The following is a 16,831-nucleotide window of genomic DNA, read 5'->3' as shown; positions in this document are numbered from 1 at the left end:
GGCGCGCGCCGGGCTATTCGGGAATGCGGATCACCACCTTGCCGGTGGATTTGCGGTTGCGCAGCAGATCCAGCCCCTCTTCGGCGCGCGCGAGCGGCAGCACATGGCTGATATGGGGCTTGATCCGGCCCTCTTCGTACCAGGCAAAGAGCTGCGCCAGCGAGCCGGTCAGCAGCTCGGGGGCGAAGGTCAGGTAGCCGCCCCAGTAGAGCCCCATCACGGTGAGGTTCTTGACCATCAGGTGGTTGGCCTTGATCTGCGGCACATCGCCGCTGGCAAAGCCGATGCTCAGCAGCCGCGCCTCGGGCTTGCAGGCGCGGAAGGCGGCTTCGAACTGCGCGCCGCCCACCGCATCATAGACCACATCCGCGCCGCCGAGCGCCTTCACCGCCGCGCGGATATCGTCGGTTCTGGCGTCGATCAGGTGATCGGCCCCGGCCTGCCGCGCGATCTCGAGCTTTTCCGGTCCGCGCGCGCAGGCGATCACCGTGGCGCCCATCAGCTTGCCGATCTCCACCGCCGTCAGCCCGACGCCGCCGGCGGCGCCCAGCACCAGCAGCGTCTCGCCCGGTTGCAGCCGCGCCCGATGGTCCAGCGCCAGATGGCTGGTGCCATAGGCGATCTGGAAGGCCGCCGCGTCCTCCGGCGTCATGCTGGCGGGCATCCTGACCGCGCGCGTGGCGTCGAAAACCCCATATTCCGCAAGGCCGCCCTGGCCGCCATAGACCGCCACCCGGTCGCCCGGCGCGAGCCCGGTGACGCCGTCGCCCAGCCCCTCGACGGTGCCGGCCACCTCCAGCCCGAGCGTGAAGGGCAGGGCGGGGGTGTCCTGATACTTGCCGGAGATCATCAGCAGGTCTGCGAAGTTCAGTCCGCAGGCCGCGATGCGCAGTCCGATCTGTCCCGGCCCGGGTGTTTCCTCTGGCAGATCGGTGAAGGCGGGGGGCGACTCATGTGACGTGAGATGAAGGGCGCGCATTGGAGTCCTCGGCAGTTTTCCCGGCGATTGCAGCAATCTGCGTTCTAGCCTCGCGAAAAGTCAAATGTCACCGCTGTGACGAAATTTTCTAACGATTTTTTAACCTTTGCAACCGCGAGGTGCATGCAATTAACCCTGTTTATCGCTAGGGGCGCAAATTACTTGATTTTCTTCGTTAACCCGATGTAGCGTCGCGTCAGCCGGGAAAACGGGTTCTCGATCGTGTGGGTCGCGCGTTCGGAGAAAGTGCGCTTCGTGGCGCGTGGAGAAATAGTCGCCCCCTGCGCGGGGTGTGGTAGAAGGAACATCCGATGACGCATCCCGTCGACGTCCATGTGGGCAAACGCATCCGCCACCGCCGATGGCTCGTGGGGATGACCCAGCAACAGCTTGCCGAACATGTCGGGATCAAGTTCCAGCAAATCCAGAAATACGAAACCGGCGCCAACCGCGTCAGCGCCTCCCGGCTCTGGGATATCGCCGATGCGCTCGACGTTCCGGTGAGCTTCTTCTTCGAAGGGCTCGAAAACGAGCATGACGCGACCGTCGAGGATGCGCCCGCCGCACCCGCCGCCGCGATGCCCGCCGATATCCTTGGCGACAAGGAGGCACTCGACCTGGTGCGCTCCTACTACGCGATCCCCGAAAACCAGCGCCGCCGCCTGTTCGAGCTGGCGCGGGTCCTCTCCGACGTCGCTTGAGCCTCTGCCCCCGCTGCGCTAGGCGGTCTGAGGACCGACAGGCGGAGTGGGCGTAATGGCAGAAATCTCGACAGAGCTGGCAAACGAGCTTTGGGACACGGCGCATGCGCTGACGGATGCAGCGCGTGCGGCGATCCTCCCGCATTTCCGCTCCCGCACTCTGAATGCCGTAAACAAGCTTGAAGGCGGGTTCGACCCGGTCACCGTCGCCGACCGCGCCGCCGAGGCCGCCATGCGCGCGGTGCTGGCGCAGCGTCGCCCGCAGGACGGGATCCTTGGCGAAGAGCTGGGCACCAGCAGCGGCAGCAGCGGGCTGACCTGGGTGCTCGACCCGATCGACGGCACGCGCGGCTTTCTCAGCGGCACTCCCACATGGGGCGTGCTGGCCGCGCTTTCGGACGAGACCGGCCCACGCCTCGGCATCATCGACCAGCCCTATACCGGCGAGCGGTTTTGCGGCGGGCTCGGGCGGGCCGAGATGACCGGGCCGATGGGCGCCTCTGCGCTCGCCACCCGCGCGCCGCGCGGGCTCGATCAGGCGATCCTCTTCACCACCTTTCCCGAAGTCGGCACAAAGGCCGACCGGCTGGCCTTCGAACGGGTGCGCGACCGGGCGCGGCTGACCCGCTACGGCATGGATTGCTACGCCTATGCACTGCTTGCGGCGGGGCAGATCGATCTGGTGATCGAGGCGGGGCTGCACGCCTATGACATCCAGGCACCGATTGCGGTGATCGAGGCGGCGGGCGGCATCGTCACCAACTGGGAGGGCGGGCCTGTCCATGAGGGCGGGCGGGCGCTGGCGGCGGCGAATGCCGAGCTGCACGCAGAGGCGCTCGCGGTGCTCAACGGCACCTGACACGCAGCGGGCAGGATTGCCCGCCCCATGCGGGGTTTGTCATCTGCCGGGCAATGGGGCGATTTTCGCTGCCATGTGCAGCCTCCGGGGCTTTCCTTTCGTGGCCCGAGCGGTCACGCTGACGACGACGTCAACGGAGCCCTTGCTATGCCGGAAATCCTGATCCGCAACGCCCATAGCGTGCTGACCATGGACGATGAAGGCCGCGAACTGGCTGGCGCCGATATCCTGATACGCGGCGGCTTGATCGCGGAGATCGGGCAGGGGCTGGCGACGCAGGGCGAGATCGTCGAAGCGGGCGGCTGCGTCGTGACCCCGGGGCTGGTGAATACCCATCACCATCTTTACCAGACGCTGACCCGCGCGGTGCCCGGTGGGCAGGATGCGCTGCTCTTCGGCTGGCTCCAGACGCTGTACCCGATCTGGGCGCGGTTCGGGCCGGAGGAGATGCGGATCTCGGCGCTGACCGGGCTGGCCGAGCTGGCGCTTTCCGGCTGTACGCTGACCTCGGACCATCTCTACCTCTACCCCAACGGCGCGCGACTCGACGACACGATCGACGCGGCGCTGGAGATCGGGCTGCGCTTTCACGCCACACGCGGCGCGATGAGCATTGGCGAGAGCGAGGGAGGCCTGCCGCCGGATGCGCTGGTGGAGGATGAGGCGGCGATCCTTGACGATTGCATCCGCGTCATCGACGCCTTTCACGACCCGTCCGAGGGCGCCATGATCCGTGTCGGCGTTGCGCCCTGTTCGCCCTTCTCGGTGAGCCGTGAGCTGATGCGCGACGCGGCGCTTCTGGCGCGCGACAAGGGGGTGATGCTGCACACCCATCTGGCCGAGAACGATGAGGACATCGCCTATTCCGAGGCGCAGTTCGGTTGCCGGCCCGGGCAATATGCCGAGGAGCTTGGCTGGACCGGCCCCGATGTCTGGCACGCGCACTGCGTGAAGCTCGACGGGCAGGAGATTGATCTTTTTGCACAATCCCGAACCGGGGTGGCGCATTGCCCCTGTTCGAACTGCCGGCTCGGCTCGGGCATCGCGCCGGTGCGGGCGATGGTGGATGCGGGCGTGCCGGTGGGGCTGGGGGTCGACGGGTCGGCCAGCAATGACAGCTCGAACCTGATGGCCGAGGCGCGCCAGGCGATGCTGTTGCAGCGGGTGACGCGCGGCGCCGATGCAATGAGCGCGCGCGAGGCGCTGCGGCTTGCCACGCGCGGCGGCGCCGAGGTGCTGGGCCGCCACGATTGCGGCCATATCGCGCCTGGCAAGCGCGCCGATCTGGCGCTTTGGGATGTCACCGGCATTGACAGTGCCGGCAGCTGGGACAAGGCGGCGCTGCTGCTGGCCGGCCCGCAGCGGGTGCGGCATCTCTTTGTCGAGGGGCGGCAGGTGGTGCGCGACGGGCGGCTCATGACGATTGATCTTGGCGCGACGCTGGCGCGGCAGGAGGCGCTGGCCCGCGCGCTCGTGGTTTGAACGGAACATGGTAAAGAGAGGGAACATGGTAAAGAGGATGAGCGCCATGCGAGGAGTACTGATCGGGCTGGCCGTGCTGGTCTCCGGCTGCATGTCGGCGGTGCCGGAACAGGCGCCGACGCCGACGGCGGTGGCGAGCCAGGGGGCGGCGGTGCAGGCCGCGACACCCTCACTGAACGCCTATCGCGCCGCCAACGGGCTGCCCGGGCTGACCCGCTCGGCGGCCTTGCAGCGCGCCGCGGAGGCGCATGCGCGGGATATGGCGCGCATGGGCGATATGACCCATACCGGCTCGGACGGCAGCAGCGTCGGCGACAGGGTGAAGCGGCAGGGCTATCGCTTTCGCCGGGTGGCCGAGAACATCGCCGAGACCGGACGTGGCGCCGACCGTGTGATGGAGCTGTGGATCGCTTCGCCGCCGCACCGCAAGAACATGCTGCTGCGGGATGTGACGCAATACGGGCTGGCACAGTCCGGCGACTACTGGGCGCTGGTGGTCGGTCGGCCGCGATGAGCGGCCTGCCGGGGTTCGCTCTGAAAGGCGCCTTGCCGCTGCTCTGTCTCGGTCTGGCCGCCTGTGCGGAGATCGATCTGCGCGAGGACGGGCAGGGGGTGGCGGCGCCGGCGCAGACAGCCGCCGCCGCTGATGGCACGCCGCTCTATTACAAATACGGTGAGCTCGGCGGGTCGCCGGACGCGCCGGTCGATCCGGACCGTGCGGTCAACGACTATCGCGCGGCGCATGGGCTGCCGCGCCTGTCGCGCACGCCGCAGCTCGTCGCCGCCGCCGAGGCTCATGCAAGCGACATGGCACGCACCGGTATGGTGGGGCATGTGGGCTCGGATGGCAGTTCGATCCTCGACCGGGTGCGCGCGCAGGGCTATGACGCAGCGCGGGTGGCGGAAAACGCCGGCTGGACGGCGCGCGGCTTTGCCACGGTGCTGGAGGGCTGGGACGAGTCGCCCTCGCACCGCAAGACGTTGCGCCTGCGCGAGGTCACCGACTACGGCATTGGGAGGTCCGGGCAATATTGGGTGCTGCTGGTTGCGCGCCGGAGATAGGGCGCGGATGCGGTGGGCAGATTTGCCCGCCCTGCGGTAAGCCGCGCCATCGCCGGCCCGTGGGTTGGCGACCTGCCTTGAGAACCTCTCGATTTACCCCGGCCAAATCCGAAAGACCTCGACATGCGGCGTTGACGTCACCAAATCGCCAGCCCGGGGGACGGGCCGGCGATGGCGCGGCGGCGCGGTGCGCCTTGATTCCGCGCCGGCGCAACGCTCAACCGCAGGGCGGGCACACCGTCACAACCCGGCATTCACACCCGCGTGCCGGCCACCCAGGTCTCGGCGATGGCGCGGTCGTCGCCCATCATGATGGTCGGAAACAGCGCCTCCCAGATATCCCCGGCCCGGGCGCTGCGCTGCGCGATGGCCGGGGTCGACGCCAGATCGAGCACGATGAAATCCGCCTCCATCCCGGGCGCCAGGTTGCCGATCCGGTCCGCGACATGCAGCGCCCGGGCCGAGCCCTGCGTGGCCAGCCAGATGAGCTCCGAGGCATGCAAAGGCCGGTGGCGCAACTGCGCGATCTCATAGGCCGCCGCCATGGTGCGCAGCATGGAAAAGCTCGACCCGCCGCCGGTATCCGTGGCGAGCCCCACCACCTGGCCCTCGCGCGTCAGCCCCTCCATGTCGAAGAGGCCCGAGCCGATGAAGGTGTTCGAGGTCGGGCAATGCACCAGCGCCGCGCCCGTCTCGCGCAGCCGGTCGCGCTCGCGCGGCTCCAGATGGATCGCGTGCCCGTAGAGCCCGCCTGCGCCCAGCAGCCCGTAGCGTTCATAGGTGTCGAGATAATCGCGCGCCTCCGGGTAGAGCGATTTCACCCAGGCGATTTCGTCGGTCTGCTCAGACAGATGCGTCTGCATCAGGCAATCCGGATGCTCCGCCCAGAGCGCCCCCAGCGCCTCGAGCTGTGCCACGGTGGAGGTCGGCGAAAAGCGCGGCGTGATCACGTAGGACGCGCGGCCAACCCCGTGCCAGCGTGCCAGCAGCGCCTTGCTGTCGTCATAGGCCGATTGCGCGGTGTCACGCAGCCCCTCGGGCGCGGTGTCGCGGTCCATGCAGGTCTTGCCGGCAAAGATCCGCATGCCGCGCGCCTCGGCGGCTTCGAAAAGCGCATCGACCGAGCCGGGATGGATCGTGCAATAGGAACAGACCGAGGTGGTGCCATGCGCCAGCAGCAGGTCGAGATAGCGCCCCGCCACCTCGCGCGCATAGGCGGGATCGGCAAAGCGCATCTCCTCGGGGAAGGTGTAATGGTTCAGCCAGTCGATCAGCCGCTTGCCCCAGCTCGCGATCATGCCGGTCTGCGGGTAATGCGCATGCGCGTCGACAAAGCCGGGCAGCAGCAGCCCGTCGCCATGATCCACCACCGTGGCGCCGGGATGGGCGGCGCGCATCGCCTCCGCCGGCCCGAGCGCGAGGATCCTGCCGCCCTCGACCACCATGCCGCCATGGCGCTCATGCCAGACGGCATCGTGGCCCTCCTCGAAGGGCGAGCCGTCGAAGCTCAGGATCTGTCCAAGATGCAGCCTTGCCATGCGTCCCCCTTGTCCGGCGCAACACACTGTGGCGGGCGGTGCGCCCGAGCGCAATGCGCCCTGTTGCTCGGCGCCGCGATATCCTAAGCTTTGGCCAAACGGCAGGCAGCGGAGCAGCGATGACCGAAGAGACCGAACAGGCCGTCCCGGACGAAGAGCGCGACGAAGACGACGCCTACAGCCTTCAGCGCAAGGATGTGGCGGCGATCCTCTACGCGGTGGATATCGGCGACCGCGAAAAGCTCGTGGCGCTGATGGAGCCGCTGCACGCCGCCGACATCGCCGACCTTCTGGAGCAGATCAACGCCTTCGACCGGATGCGTCTGATCAAGCTCTACGGCAAGGAATTCGACGGCGATATCCTGTCCGAGCTCGACGAATCGATCCGCGAGGAGGTGATCAACGCGCTGCACCCGGAGGTTCTGGCCGAGGCGGTGCGCGAGCTGGAATCCGACGATGTGGTCGACCTGCTCGAAGATCTCGACGAGGCCCAGCAGGAAGCGATTCTTGAGGTTCTGGACAACAGCGACCGGGTCGCCGTCGAGAAATCGCTGACCTATCCGGAATTCTCCGCCGGCCGCCTGATGCAGCGCGAGGTGGTGATGGCGCCCGAACACTGGAACGTGGGCGAGGCCATCGACTATCTGCGCAACACCGAGGATCTGCCCGAGCAGTTCTATCACATCGTGCTGGTCGATCCCAAGCTGCGCCCGGTGGGCAATGTCACGCTCGGCCGGCTGATGGCCTCGCGCCGCGAGGTGCTGCTGCGCTCGCTGATCTCGGAAACCTTCCACGTCATCCCGGTGACCCGCGACGAGGGCGAGGTGGCCTATGCCTTCAACCAGTATCACCTGATCTCGGCGCCGGTGGTGGACGAGAACGAGCGGCTGGTGGGCGTGATCACCATCGACGACGCCATGGCGGTGCTCGACGAGGAGCACGAGGAAGACATCCTGCGCCTCGCCGGCGTCGGCGAGGAAAGCCGGCTTTCGGATACGGTGCTGGAGACCACCAAACAGCGCTTTCCCTGGCTGGCGGTGAACCTGCTGACGGCGGTGCTGGCCTCGCTGGTCATCGCCCAGTTCGAGACCGCGATCGCGCAGGTCGTGGCGCTGGCGGTGCTGATGCCCATCGTCGCCTCGATGGGTGGCAATGCCGGCACCCAGGCGCTGACCGTGGCGGTGCGGGCGCTGGCCACAAAGGACCTCACCGGCTCCAACGTCTGGCGGGTGATCCGCCGCGAGGTCATGGTGGGGCTGGTCAACGGGCTGGTCTTTGCGCTGGTGATGGGTCTGGTGGGGCTGTTCTGGTTCGGCTCGGCGCAGCTCGGCGGCGTGATCGCGGCGGCGATGGTGATCAACCTCGTGGTGGCGGGGCTCGCCGGCATCGTCATCCCGGTGGTGCTGGAGCGGCTCAAGGTCGACCCGGCGCTGGCTTCCGGCGCCTTCGTGACCACGGTGACCGATGTGGTGGGCTTCTTCGCCTTCCTCGGCCTCGCCGTGCTGGTGCTGCTGTGAGCGCCGATCCGCTGGCCGGGGCCAAACAGGCGGCCCGCAAGGCGGGTTTCGCCCGGCGCAAAGAGGCCCATGCCGCCGATCCCGGCACCGGCGCGGGGCGGCTCTCGGAGCTGCTGGCGGGCCATCGCGGCGTGTCGCTGGCGGGCTATATGCCGATCCGCACCGAGATCGACCCGCTGCCCGCCATGGCCGAGGCCTGCGCCTATGGCCCGGTCTCGGTGCCGGTCATCACCGGACCGGGCGAGCCGCTGCGCTTTGCCCTCTGGGAGCCCGATATGCCGCTGGTCGACGGCCCCTTCGGCGCGCGCATTCCCGCCGCGCCGGTCTATGTCACGCCCGAGATCCTGATCGTGCCGCTGGTCGCCTTCACCCGCGCCGGCGGGCGTCTGGGCTATGGCGGCGGCTTCTACGACCGCACGCTGGCGCTGCTGCGCGGGCAGGGCGCGGCGCTGGCCATCGGCTTTGCCTATGCGGCGCAGGAGGCCGAGGCGCTGCCCTTCGATCCCTACGACCAGCCGCTCGACCTCATCGTCACCGAGCGCGAGGTGATTTCCCCGCGCATCTCGGAACCGCCTCGGCTCTGATCGCGTTTGTCTGGCGGAACCCGGTCACGCGCCGGGATGCGCGATGCAGACAGACACACGTGACGATTGGAGTTACACATGCCACAGAATTTTGTTCCCTTTCTGAACGAGAACGCCCGCAACGAGATGATCGGCCTGCTGAACGACCGGCTCGCCGACACGATCGACCTCGGAAACGCCGTCAAACAGGCCCACTGGAACCTGCGCGGCACCGGCTTCATCGGCGTGCACGAGATGCTCGACGACGTCGCCGACCACCTGCGCGAGGGCTCGGACATGATGGCCGAGCGCGTGTCGATGATGGGCGGTTTCGCCCGCGGCAGCTCGCAGACCGTGGCCGAGAAAACCACGCTCGAGCCCTATCCGACCGAGATCGTGGCGCTCGAAGACCATGTGCAGGCGCTGGTGAGCCGCTTCAACGCCTATACGACCAAGCTGCGCGAGGCGGTCAATGCCGCCGGCGAGGCGGGTGACGAAGACAGCGCCGACCTCTTCACCGAGGTCAGCCGCACCGCCGAGAAGGACGCCTGGTTCATCGGTTCGAACAGCGCCAAGGCCGCCTGAGCGGCACCGGGGATACGACCAGAGGGCGGCGCCTGTAGCGGGCGCCGCCTTTTTCATGCCTTGCGCGGCTCAGACCGCCTTCTCTACCTCAGGCGCCACCCGCCGGATCGTCTCCACCAGGATGATCTCGCAGGCCCCGGCGCCCGCGTCGTTGCGTGTGCGCGAGCTGCGCCAGCGCATGCCGCTCGGGGCTTCCACATCGACGAGATAGCCCTCGATCACCACCAGATCGCCCTTGCCTATCTGCTTCAGAGCCTCGCGCTGCGCCGCGCTCTGCAACACCAGATGCATATTGGCGCTGGAGGTCCTGATCTGCCGCGCCGAAAGCTGCGCGCCGGGCTTCGGGCGCCAGTAATAGAACCGCCGCGCCTGGCTGATCTCCACCTCCTCCACCCGCGCCGGGGTCGACATCGGCCCCCAGCCGAGCGCGAGATCGGTGGAACTGAACCCCGCCGTGCGGTCAAAGCGGTAATCGTGCCGCGACAGCACCAGCGCCTCGACGCGGAACCGCGCAAAGGCACGCATCTCGTGATCGTTGACAGTGCTGCGGCGCACCGGCATCAGCCCCGCCTGATAGGGCGCGCGCGGCGCCAGCGCCTCCTCGATGCCGGCATTGCGCTGCCGGGCTTCGGCGCGATGCCAGAGCGACGGTCCGCCCTGCGCATCCTTCAGCAGCGGCAGCGCCACGAGGATCGCCCCCGCCGCCGCAATCATCTTCAGACCTCTGCGCATCTCTGTCCCGTCCGGCTGCTCTCGCACCCGGCCATACCGCGAGAAAACGGCCATTCGCGGACATTCGCGTGGATTTGCCGGGGCGTTTCACCCCGCGCCGCGCGTCCTTTTTCCATTGGCGAGAAATATCCCGGGGGAGGCGCGGCCCGCCGCGCCGTGGGGGCAGCGCCCCCGCACGGCGCCGTCAAGGCGCCGTCCAGCCCGCTCAGCGGGTCAGAGCGCCCGCCAGCCGATATCGCGCCGGCAGAAGCCCTCGGGCCAGTCCACCGCATCGACCAGCGCATAGGCCCGCTCCGCCGCCTCGGCCAGCGTCGCGCCGCGCGCCGTGGCGTTCAGCACCCGGCCGCCGGTGGCGACCACCTTGCCGTCTTGCTCGGAGGTGCCCGCATGGAACATCTGGTGGAAACTGTCCTCGGTCAGCGCGCCCAGCCCGCCGATCACGGTGCCCTTCTCATAGCTGCCGGGATAGCCCTTCGCAGCCAGCACCACGGTCATCGCGTGATCCTCGGCCCAGTTGACCTGTGCGTCTGCCAGACGCCCCTCGGCGCAGGCCTGAATGAGATCCAGCGCCTGCGCGCCGAGCCGCATCATCAGCACCTGGCATTCGGGATCGCCGAAGCGCACATTGTATTCCACCAGCCGCGGCTGACCGTCCTCGATCATCAGCCCGGCATAAAGCACGCCACTATAAGGCGTGCCGCGCTTCACCATCTCGGCCATGGTGGGCTTGATGATCTCGTCCAGCGCCTTTTGCGCCACCGCGTCCGAGAGCACCGGGGCAGGGGAATAGGCGCCCATGCCACCGGTATTGAGGCCGGTATCGCCTTCGCCCACGCGCTTGTGGTCCTGCGCGGTGCCGATGGGCAGCACGTCCTCGCCGTCGACCAGCAGGAAGAAAGACGCCTCTTCCCCGGTCATGAACTCCTCGATCACCACCTCGGCGCCCGCGCCGCCAAAGGCGCCGCCGAACATGTCGTCGATGGCGGCCTCGGCCTCGGCCACGGTCTCGGCGATGATCACCCCCTTGCCGGCGGCCAGGCCGTCGGCCTTGACCACGATCGGCGCGCCCTCGGCCCGCACATGGGCCTTGGCGCTCTCCGCATCGGTGAAATGCCCGTAGCCCGCCGTCGGCGCACCCGCCGCGTCGCAGATCTCCTTGGTGAAACTCTTCGAGGCCTCCAGCCGCGCCGCCTCCTGCGACGGCCCGAAGACCGGAAAGCCCGCGTCGCGCAGCGCATCCGCAACCCCGGCGGCGAGCGGCGCCTCGGGGCCGACGATCACCAGGTCGATGGCGTTTTCCCCGGCGAATTCCACCACCGCGCCGCCGTCTTCGATATCGAGCTTGGCGCATTCGGCGATCTGCGCGATGCCGGCATTGCCCGGCGCCACGATCAGCTTGTCGCATTTGGGGTTCTGCATCACCGCCCAGGCCAGCGCATGTTCGCGCCCGCCGCCGCCGAGAATGAGGATGTTCATCGTCCTGCCGCCTTTCGCCCGTGCCCGTCGCTCGTTGCGAGGTCTCTAGCGGCGCTTGCGGCATTCCGCAACTCCAGGTCGGTGTCGAGGGGGGCGCGGGGGGAGCCAAGCTCCCCCGCGCCCCCCCTCCGGCTCTTTCCCTCATCCGTCGCGCCGGTTACCATCGCCCGAACCACAGGCGAGGCGCAGCGGCATGGATCTTCTCGACGACGACAGCGGCAACACGCCGGAATTCTCGGTCTCCGAGCTCTCCGGGGCGGTCAAGCGCGTGATCGAAGGCGAGTTCGGCTTTGTCCGGGTGCGCGGCGAGGTGGGGCGCGTGTCACGGCCGCGCTCGGGCCATATCTATCTCGATCTCAAGGACGACCGCTCGGTGATCTCCGGCGTCGCCTGGAAGGGCGTTGCCGCGCGCTTCGAGACCCAGCCGGAGGAGGGCATGGAGGTCATCGCCACGGGCCGCCTCACCACCTTCCCGGGGCAGTCGAAATACCAGATCGTCATCGAGGACATCCGCCCGGCCGGGCTCGGCGCGCTGATGGCGATGCTGGAGAAACGCAAGGCCCAGCTCCAGGCCGAGGGGCTCTTTGCCCCCGAACGCAAGCGCCCGCTGCCCTATCTGCCCGAGATCATCGGCGTGGTGACCTCGCCCTCGGGCGCGGTGATCCGCGATATCCTGCACCGGCTGCGCGAGCGGTTTCCCCGCAAGGTGCTGATCTGGCCGGTGGCGGTGCAGGGCAAGAGCTGCGCCCCCGAGGTCGCCCGCGCCATCGAGGGCTTCAACGCGCTCACCCCCGGCGGCGCCATGCCGCGCCCCGACCTTCTGATCGTCGCGCGCGGCGGCGGCTCGGTGGAGGATCTCTGGGGCTTCAACGAAGAGATCGTCGCCCGCGCCGCCGCCGCCTCGGAGATCCCGCTGATCTCGGCGGTGGGGCACGAGACCGACACCACGCTGATCGACTATGTCTCGGACCGCCGCGCGCCCACCCCCACCGCCGCCGCCGAGATCGCCGTGCCGGTGCGCATGGAGCTGCTCTCCTGGACCGGCGAGGCGGGCAGCCGCATGACCCGCGCCATGGGCCAGCGTATCGAGCTGCGCGGCCAGCGGCTGCGCGATCTCTCCCGCGCCCTGCCGCGCGCCGAGACCCTGCTCGACACGCCGCGCCAGCGCCTCGATCTTCTGGCCGACCGGCTGCCGCGCGGCCTCATCCGTGGCACCGAACAGCGCCGGGTGGCGCTTTCCGATGTTGCCGGCGCGCTGCGCCCCTCGCTGCTGACCCGCGTCATCGCCCATGGCCGCGAATCGCTCGGTCGCCGCACCGACCGTCTGTCGCTGCGCCCGATCACCCGCGAGATCGCCCTGGGCCGTGACCGGCTCGACGCGCTTTCCGCCCGGCTCGGCGAGGCCGGCCTGCGCCGCATCGACAGCCCGCGCCAGCGGCTCGACGGGCTGTCCCGGCTGCTTGAGACGCTGAGCTACAAGGGCACGCTCGCGCGCGGCTATGCGGTGGTGCGCAGCGGCGAGGGCCATATTCTCACCCGCAAAACCGAGGCGCAGGACGCCGCCGGGCTCGAGATCGAATTCGCCGACGGTCGCCTGGCTTTGGGCGGCGCCGCGCCGCGCCCGAAGCGCAAGGCGAAGGAGGCGCCGGAGCAGGGCAGCCTGTTCTGACCGGCCCCTTTCATCTTTCTGAAAATACTCAATAAACGTCGCGCGCCCCGCGCGACGGCAAAGGTCGCCCTCAGACCCCGACCTCGGGCCCTAGGCACATCATCGGCTCATCGTCCTGCCGTGCCTCGTAGAGCACCGTATTCGCCGGGTCGTTCTCGAACACCGCGCGCAGCCCGTTGCCCTCGCGGAAAAAGCTCCAGCATTGCGGCGCCGGCTGGTCGTCATAGACGAAGCAGATCATCCCCGCCTCTTCGTACCAGAACCCGTCCTTGCATCTGCCGTCCAGAAAGGACCAGCGCACCTCGCGCCCGGGCAGGTATTCCTCGACCCCGTAATCGGTGCCGCCGAGGCCGAAATAGAGCGTCTTGCCGGTGACATAGCGCTCGAACTCCGCCGCCGACATGGGCTGGGCCGCGGCCAGTGGCAGCGGGGCAAGCAGCAGCAGGCAAAGACAGACGATACGCATGTCCCGACCCTGCCAGAGCGCGCGGCAAGAGAAAAGGGGGCGCGGGCGGATCGTGAGCGGAAGAGTCAGGTATTTAAGGGTGAGAAATTTACTCAACTATTTGATTTTAAATAATTATTTGACATGCGCGCGACTCGGGCGTATACCCGTTTTCGACGCCAGCAAGCTCACGCACCCAGCACTCCGCCAGGCACGTACGCCAGCAAGCCGTCATTCCTCATCCAGAATGGAAGGAGTGCATGAGATGGCCCATGCCAACTGCAAAACCTGCGCGTTCTACGAAGATCACATCGCCAACAACACCCATCAGCTCGACGATGCCGGGCTCTGCCGTGCCAACCCGCCGGTGAGCCAGACCGAGCCCGACAGCCGTGGCCTCTGGCCGGTGGTTCAGGCCAGCGACTGGTGCGGCAAGTTCGCCACCGCCTTCGCGGCGGAGTAAACGCACAAAGCTTCTAACGAGTGTCATTGTATCCCCACAAAAGCAGCCCCCCGGGGCTGCTTTTCCGTTTCCGGCGCCTCAGAGCGTCTCCGCCTGCCAGCGCCGCGCCCGGCGATCCATCAGCCGGCGCCAGACCGGCGGCAGCAGCGCCAGCACCGCCATGACCGGCAGCGATTGCGGCAGGATCGGCATCTCTGCCCGGTCGAGCTCTAGCCCCGGATAGGGGCGCGCCGGATGGGCGTGATGGTCGGAATGACGCGGCGCGTTCAGCGTCAGCGCCGAGGAGAACCCGTGCGGCGCGTTCCAGCTGTGCTGCGGCCCCACCGGCTCATAGCGCCCGGCGCCGCGCGCGCGGCGGCGCAGCCCGTAATGCTGTACGTAATCCGAAAGCAGCAGCTGCGCCTGCGCATAGGCCGCCAGCCCCAGCAGCGCCAGCAGCCCGGCCCAGCCCGCGACCAGCGCCGCGAGCGCCAGCGACAGCGCCGCGCCGGCGGCGTAGGTGAGATAGGGATGCCAGCCGCGTGCCTTGCCGGTGCGGGCGCGCCGCGCGGTCTCGGCGCGTAGCCCGGCGCGGAAACTGCCGATCCAGGCGCGCGGGGCAAAGGCATAATAGCTCTGCCCCAGCGGCGCCGAGTTGGGATCCTGCGGCGTGGCGGCGTGGATGTGATGCACCCGCAGATGCGCCGAGACGTGATGCCCGAAAAGCAGCGAGCAATAGACCGCGACGCCCAGCCGGTGCAGCCGCCGGCTGCCGCGATGAATGAGCTCATGCGCGTTGGAATTGCTCACCTGTCCAAAGAACAGCGCCAGCGCAAAGAACAGCGCGACGCGCTCCGCCGCGCTTTGCCCGCCGGCGCCGGCCACCGCCCAGACCCCGGCATAGAGCAGCGGGAAATGCACCAGCCCGAGCAGCGCGGCGAGCCCGTCTCCCGCCGGAAACTCGCTGTCGGGCCGGTCGGGGGCGGCCAGTGCCGCGATACGGTCGAGAAAAAAGGTAAAGACGGTGATGTAGAGCAGGGCGAGCAGCGTCCAGAGCCCGCCGAGCCAGAGCGCCAGACCCAGCGCCCCCACCATTCCCAGCGTTGCGATCACGAACCGCGCCATGCCTGCCGTCTCCCTGGCTTTCGGAGCGTTCTAGCATGCGAGCGGGGCAGGGCGCCATGCGGCGCGTCTCAGGCCGCCCGGCGCGGTGGCCAGGGGATCACCGACACCGCCACACCGCCCAGCACCAGCAGCGCCGCGAGGGTAAAGCGCGCGGTGAGCGCCTCGCCGAGAAACACCATGCCGCCGGCCATGGCGATCACCGGCACCGTGAGCTGCGCCACCGCCGCGACCGAGCCCGGGATGCGCGGCAGCAGCGCGTACCAGAGCGCATAGCCCAGCCCCGAGGTGACCGCGCCCGAAAGCACCGCCAGCGCCACCGCCGAGGCCGACCAACCGCCCGCAACGACGCCGCCGGTCACCATCCCCAGTTGCACGAGCAGCCCGAGCGCCGCCGCCAGCACCATATTCGCCGCCGCCGAGGCCTGCGGGGCCGCCGCCAGCCGCCCGGCCAGCGAGTAGATCCCCCAGCCGAACCCCGCGAGCAGCATCGCCGCCGCATGCGGCAGGCTGGGCGCCGCGCCACCGCCGGGCCAGAGCAGCCAGACCAGCCCGCCAAAGGCCAGCGCGGCACCCAGCCAGCGCCGCGCCGGCACCCGTTCGCCGCCCAGCACGCTGCCGCCGAACATGGTCACCTGCACCATGCCGAAAAGCAGCAGCGCGCCGAGCCCGGCCGGCATGCCGGCATAGGCGGCGGAAAACCCGTAGATATAGAGAAACAGCCCCGCGACCCCGGCAAGCCGGCCGCGCCCGCCGAGGCGCAGCGCGCCCTGCCGGATCAGCACCAGCGCGCCCAGCATGACCGCGCCCGAGAGCAGCCGCAGCGTGCCAAAGCTCACCGCGTCGATGCCGCCCGAGGCCAGCGCTGCGCGGTTGAGCAGCGAATTGGCGGCAAAGGCCGTCATGGTCAGGGCGACGAGCAGTACCAGGCGCATGGGCTTCGGGCCTCCCCTCCCGCTGCGGTTGCGGCGCGCGCCCTCACTCCGGCGGCGCGCCGTTCTCGGCCTGTTTCTTCTTTTTCTTCAGCGCCGCCAGCTTGGCCTTGAGCACCCCGCGGCGGCGGTTCTGATAGGCGCGGATGACCGGCACGCTCAGGTAATAGGCCACCAGCGCGGTGATGATGCCGGGCAGGATGCCGCCGATCATGTAGGGATAAAAGACCTTGTCGTAGAACACCATCAGCTCCGTCCAGTCGGTCGGATTGCCGGTGACCAGCGCGACGAGGTTGTTCCACAGATCGCTGCCCGCATCCGAGAAGTTCTGAAGCAGGGTCTTGTGATGCGGCTCGTGGCGGTCGATTCCCAGCAGCCAGTAGCCGGTGCGCAGCGAGGCGATGGCGATGGGCACATAGGTCAGCGGATTGCCGAAGAAGGTGCCGAGCAGCGACGCGACGATATTGCCGCGCAGGATCCAGGCGAGCGTGCCGGCGATGACGAAATGCAGCCCGTAGAACGGGGTGAAGGTGGTGAAGACCCCGGCAAAGATCCCGCGGGCGATCTTTTCCGGCGGGTCGGGCAGGCGGTGCAGCCGGTGCTGGACATAGCGCGCCGCACGGCCCCAGCCGCCGCGCGGCCAGAACAACTCCAGTACGATCCTCCAGAAAGGTCGTCTGTCGCGGCGTTTGAAGACCAAAGGTCAGTTCCGTCCGTTCTGCCGCGA

General features: G+C 68.6%; 18 protein-coding genes. 10 read left to right on the top strand and 8 right to left on the bottom strand.

From position 1 onward, the window contains the following. Positions 1-13: 13 nt before the first annotated feature. Positions 14-979 carry an NADPH:quinone oxidoreductase family protein gene (locus Ga0080574_RS23570; RefSeq protein ID WP_076705393.1) on the bottom strand — a complete coding sequence of 322 codons (966 nt, stop codon included), beginning with the start codon at positions 977-979 and terminating at the stop codon, positions 14-16. Positions 980-1,290: 311 nt separating this feature from the next. Here Ga0080574_RS23570 and Ga0080574_RS23565 point away from each other — a divergent pair, with 311 nt between their 5' ends. From Ga0080574_RS23565 to Ga0080574_RS23545, 5 genes are all read left to right on the top strand, one after another. Beyond that, positions 1,291-1,680 (top strand): helix-turn-helix domain-containing protein, encoded by a 390-nt coding sequence (locus Ga0080574_RS23565; RefSeq protein ID WP_076705391.1) that lies wholly within the window; start codon positions 1,291-1,293, stop codon positions 1,678-1,680. 55 nt (positions 1,681-1,735) lie between these two features. After that, positions 1,736-2,539 (top strand): inositol monophosphatase family protein, encoded by an 804-nt coding sequence (locus tag Ga0080574_RS23560; RefSeq protein ID WP_076705389.1) that lies wholly within the window; start codon positions 1,736-1,738, stop codon positions 2,537-2,539. A gap of 147 nt (positions 2,540-2,686) precedes the next feature. After that, positions 2,687-4,021, top strand: a complete 1,335-nt coding sequence (locus Ga0080574_RS23555; protein WP_076705387.1) for an 8-oxoguanine deaminase — start codon at positions 2,687-2,689, stop codon at positions 4,019-4,021. A gap of 46 nt (positions 4,022-4,067) precedes the next feature. Beyond that, positions 4,068-4,535 carry a CAP domain-containing protein gene (locus Ga0080574_RS23550; RefSeq protein WP_076705385.1) on the top strand — a complete coding sequence of 156 codons (468 nt, stop codon included), beginning with the start codon at positions 4,068-4,070 and terminating at the stop codon, positions 4,533-4,535. Continuing rightward, entirely contained in the window at positions 4,532-5,083 is a 552-nt protein-coding gene (locus Ga0080574_RS23545) for a CAP domain-containing protein (RefSeq protein ID WP_083716933.1), read from the top strand. Before Ga0080574_RS23550 ends, Ga0080574_RS23545 begins: the two co-directional genes overlap by 4 nt. 254 nt (positions 5,084-5,337) lie before the next feature. Here Ga0080574_RS23545 and guaD read toward each other — a convergent pair whose 3' ends face one another. After that, a complete protein-coding gene (guaD, locus tag Ga0080574_RS23540) occupies positions 5,338-6,621 on the bottom strand; it encodes a guanine deaminase (RefSeq protein ID WP_076705383.1) in 1,284 nt (427 codons plus the stop codon). Positions 6,622-6,740: 119 nt separating this feature from the next. On the opposite strand from guaD, the gene mgtE reads away from it, so the two are divergent. The 3 genes from mgtE (at position 6,741) to dps (ending at position 9,286) form a co-directional block, all read left to right on the top strand. After that, entirely contained in the window at positions 6,741-8,138 is a 1,398-nt protein-coding gene (gene mgtE / locus Ga0080574_RS23535; RefSeq protein ID WP_076705381.1) for a magnesium transporter, read from the top strand. Then, a complete protein-coding gene (locus tag Ga0080574_RS23530) occupies positions 8,135-8,722 on the top strand; it encodes a 5-formyltetrahydrofolate cyclo-ligase (RefSeq protein WP_076705379.1) in 588 nt (195 codons plus the stop codon). The genes mgtE and Ga0080574_RS23530 overlap by 4 nt, the downstream gene beginning before the upstream one ends. 78 nt (positions 8,723-8,800) lie before the next feature. After that, entirely contained in the window at positions 8,801-9,286 is a 486-nt protein-coding gene (gene dps, locus Ga0080574_RS23525) for a DNA starvation/stationary phase protection protein Dps (protein WP_076705377.1), read from the top strand. A gap of 69 nt (positions 9,287-9,355) precedes the next feature. Here dps and Ga0080574_RS23520 read toward each other — a convergent pair whose 3' ends face one another. Together Ga0080574_RS23520 and purD are read right to left on the bottom strand one after the other, a co-directional pair. Continuing rightward, positions 9,356-10,018 (bottom strand): hypothetical protein, encoded by a 663-nt coding sequence (locus Ga0080574_RS23520; RefSeq protein WP_076705375.1) that lies wholly within the window; start codon positions 10,016-10,018, stop codon positions 9,356-9,358. Positions 10,019-10,231: 213 nt separating this feature from the next. After that, on the bottom strand, positions 10,232-11,494 hold the full coding sequence (gene purD, locus Ga0080574_RS23515; protein WP_076705373.1) for a phosphoribosylamine--glycine ligase: 1,263 nt from the start codon (positions 11,492-11,494) through the stop codon (positions 10,232-10,234). A gap of 193 nt (positions 11,495-11,687) precedes the next feature. On the opposite strand from purD, the gene xseA reads away from it, so the two are divergent. After that, complete coding sequence (gene xseA / locus Ga0080574_RS23510) at positions 11,688-13,163, top strand: exodeoxyribonuclease VII large subunit (RefSeq protein WP_076705371.1); 1,476 nt, start codon at positions 11,688-11,690, stop codon at positions 13,161-13,163. Positions 13,164-13,233: 70 nt separating this feature from the next. Here xseA and Ga0080574_RS23505 read toward each other — a convergent pair whose 3' ends face one another. After that, positions 13,234-13,629: a hypothetical protein gene (locus Ga0080574_RS23505; protein WP_076705369.1), complete on the bottom strand. Its 396-nt coding sequence runs from the start codon at positions 13,627-13,629 to the stop codon at positions 13,234-13,236. A 244-nt stretch (positions 13,630-13,873) separates the two neighbouring features. On the opposite strand from Ga0080574_RS23505, the gene Ga0080574_RS23500 reads away from it, so the two are divergent. After that, positions 13,874-14,071 (top strand): hypothetical protein, encoded by a 198-nt coding sequence (locus tag Ga0080574_RS23500; protein ID WP_076705367.1) that lies wholly within the window; start codon positions 13,874-13,876, stop codon positions 14,069-14,071. A gap of 78 nt (positions 14,072-14,149) precedes the next feature. On the opposite strand, the gene Ga0080574_RS23495 is transcribed toward Ga0080574_RS23500, so the two are convergent. From Ga0080574_RS23495 to Ga0080574_RS23485, 3 genes are all read right to left on the bottom strand, one after another. Continuing rightward, the gene (locus Ga0080574_RS23495) at positions 14,150-15,175 is read right to left on the bottom strand and encodes an alkane 1-monooxygenase (RefSeq protein ID WP_076705365.1); all 1,026 of its coding nucleotides are present in this window, start codon (positions 15,173-15,175) and stop codon (positions 14,150-14,152) included. Between the two features lie 68 nt (positions 15,176-15,243). Then, a complete protein-coding gene (locus Ga0080574_RS23490) occupies positions 15,244-16,107 on the bottom strand; it encodes a DMT family transporter (protein WP_076705363.1) in 864 nt (287 codons plus the stop codon). Between the two features lie 43 nt (positions 16,108-16,150). Then, positions 16,151-16,804: a DUF2062 domain-containing protein gene (locus Ga0080574_RS23485; protein WP_076705361.1), complete on the bottom strand. Its 654-nt coding sequence runs from the start codon at positions 16,802-16,804 to the stop codon at positions 16,151-16,153. Positions 16,805-16,831 lie beyond the last annotated feature (27 nt).

It is taken from the genome of Salipiger abyssi, assembly GCF_001975705.1.
Classification (GTDB): domain Bacteria; phylum Pseudomonadota; class Alphaproteobacteria; order Rhodobacterales; family Rhodobacteraceae; genus Salipiger; species Salipiger abyssi.
Note: the sequence above shows the minus strand (reverse complement) of the source record. Positions and strands in the feature narration are given on the sequence as shown.

Excerpts from the sequence above, each read along its gene's own strand:
- Ga0080574_RS23570 (WP_076705393.1), bottom strand. The coding sequence starts at position 979 with ATGCGCGCCCTTCATCTCACGTCACATGAGTCGCCCCCCGCCTTCACC.
- Ga0080574_RS23565 (WP_076705391.1), top strand. The coding sequence starts at position 1,291 with ATGACGCATCCCGTCGACGTCCATGTGGGCAAACGCATCCGCCACCGC.
- Ga0080574_RS23560 (WP_076705389.1), top strand. The coding sequence starts at position 1,736 with ATGGCAGAAATCTCGACAGAGCTGGCAAACGAGCTTTGGGACACGGCG.
- Ga0080574_RS23555 (WP_076705387.1), top strand. The coding sequence starts at position 2,687 with ATGCCGGAAATCCTGATCCGCAACGCCCATAGCGTGCTGACCATGGAC.
- Ga0080574_RS23550 (WP_076705385.1), top strand. The coding sequence starts at position 4,068 with ATGCGAGGAGTACTGATCGGGCTGGCCGTGCTGGTCTCCGGCTGCATG.
- Ga0080574_RS23545 (WP_083716933.1), top strand. The coding sequence starts at position 4,532 with ATGAGCGGCCTGCCGGGGTTCGCTCTGAAAGGCGCCTTGCCGCTGCTC.
- guaD (WP_076705383.1), bottom strand. The coding sequence starts at position 6,621 with ATGGCAAGGCTGCATCTTGGACAGATCCTGAGCTTCGACGGCTCGCCC.
- mgtE (WP_076705381.1), top strand. The coding sequence starts at position 6,741 with ATGACCGAAGAGACCGAACAGGCCGTCCCGGACGAAGAGCGCGACGAA.
- dps (WP_076705377.1), top strand. The coding sequence starts at position 8,801 with ATGCCACAGAATTTTGTTCCCTTTCTGAACGAGAACGCCCGCAACGAG.
- Ga0080574_RS23520 (WP_076705375.1), bottom strand. The coding sequence starts at position 10,018 with ATGCGCAGAGGTCTGAAGATGATTGCGGCGGCGGGGGCGATCCTCGTG.
- purD (WP_076705373.1), bottom strand. The coding sequence starts at position 11,494 with ATGAACATCCTCATTCTCGGCGGCGGCGGGCGCGAACATGCGCTGGCC.
- xseA (WP_076705371.1), top strand. The coding sequence starts at position 11,688 with ATGGATCTTCTCGACGACGACAGCGGCAACACGCCGGAATTCTCGGTC.
- Ga0080574_RS23505 (WP_076705369.1), bottom strand. The coding sequence starts at position 13,629 with ATGCGTATCGTCTGTCTTTGCCTGCTGCTGCTTGCCCCGCTGCCACTG.
- Ga0080574_RS23500 (WP_076705367.1), top strand. The coding sequence starts at position 13,874 with ATGGCCCATGCCAACTGCAAAACCTGCGCGTTCTACGAAGATCACATC.
- Ga0080574_RS23495 (WP_076705365.1), bottom strand. The coding sequence starts at position 15,175 with ATGGCGCGGTTCGTGATCGCAACGCTGGGAATGGTGGGGGCGCTGGGT.
- Ga0080574_RS23490 (WP_076705363.1), bottom strand. The coding sequence starts at position 16,107 with ATGCGCCTGGTACTGCTCGTCGCCCTGACCATGACGGCCTTTGCCGCC.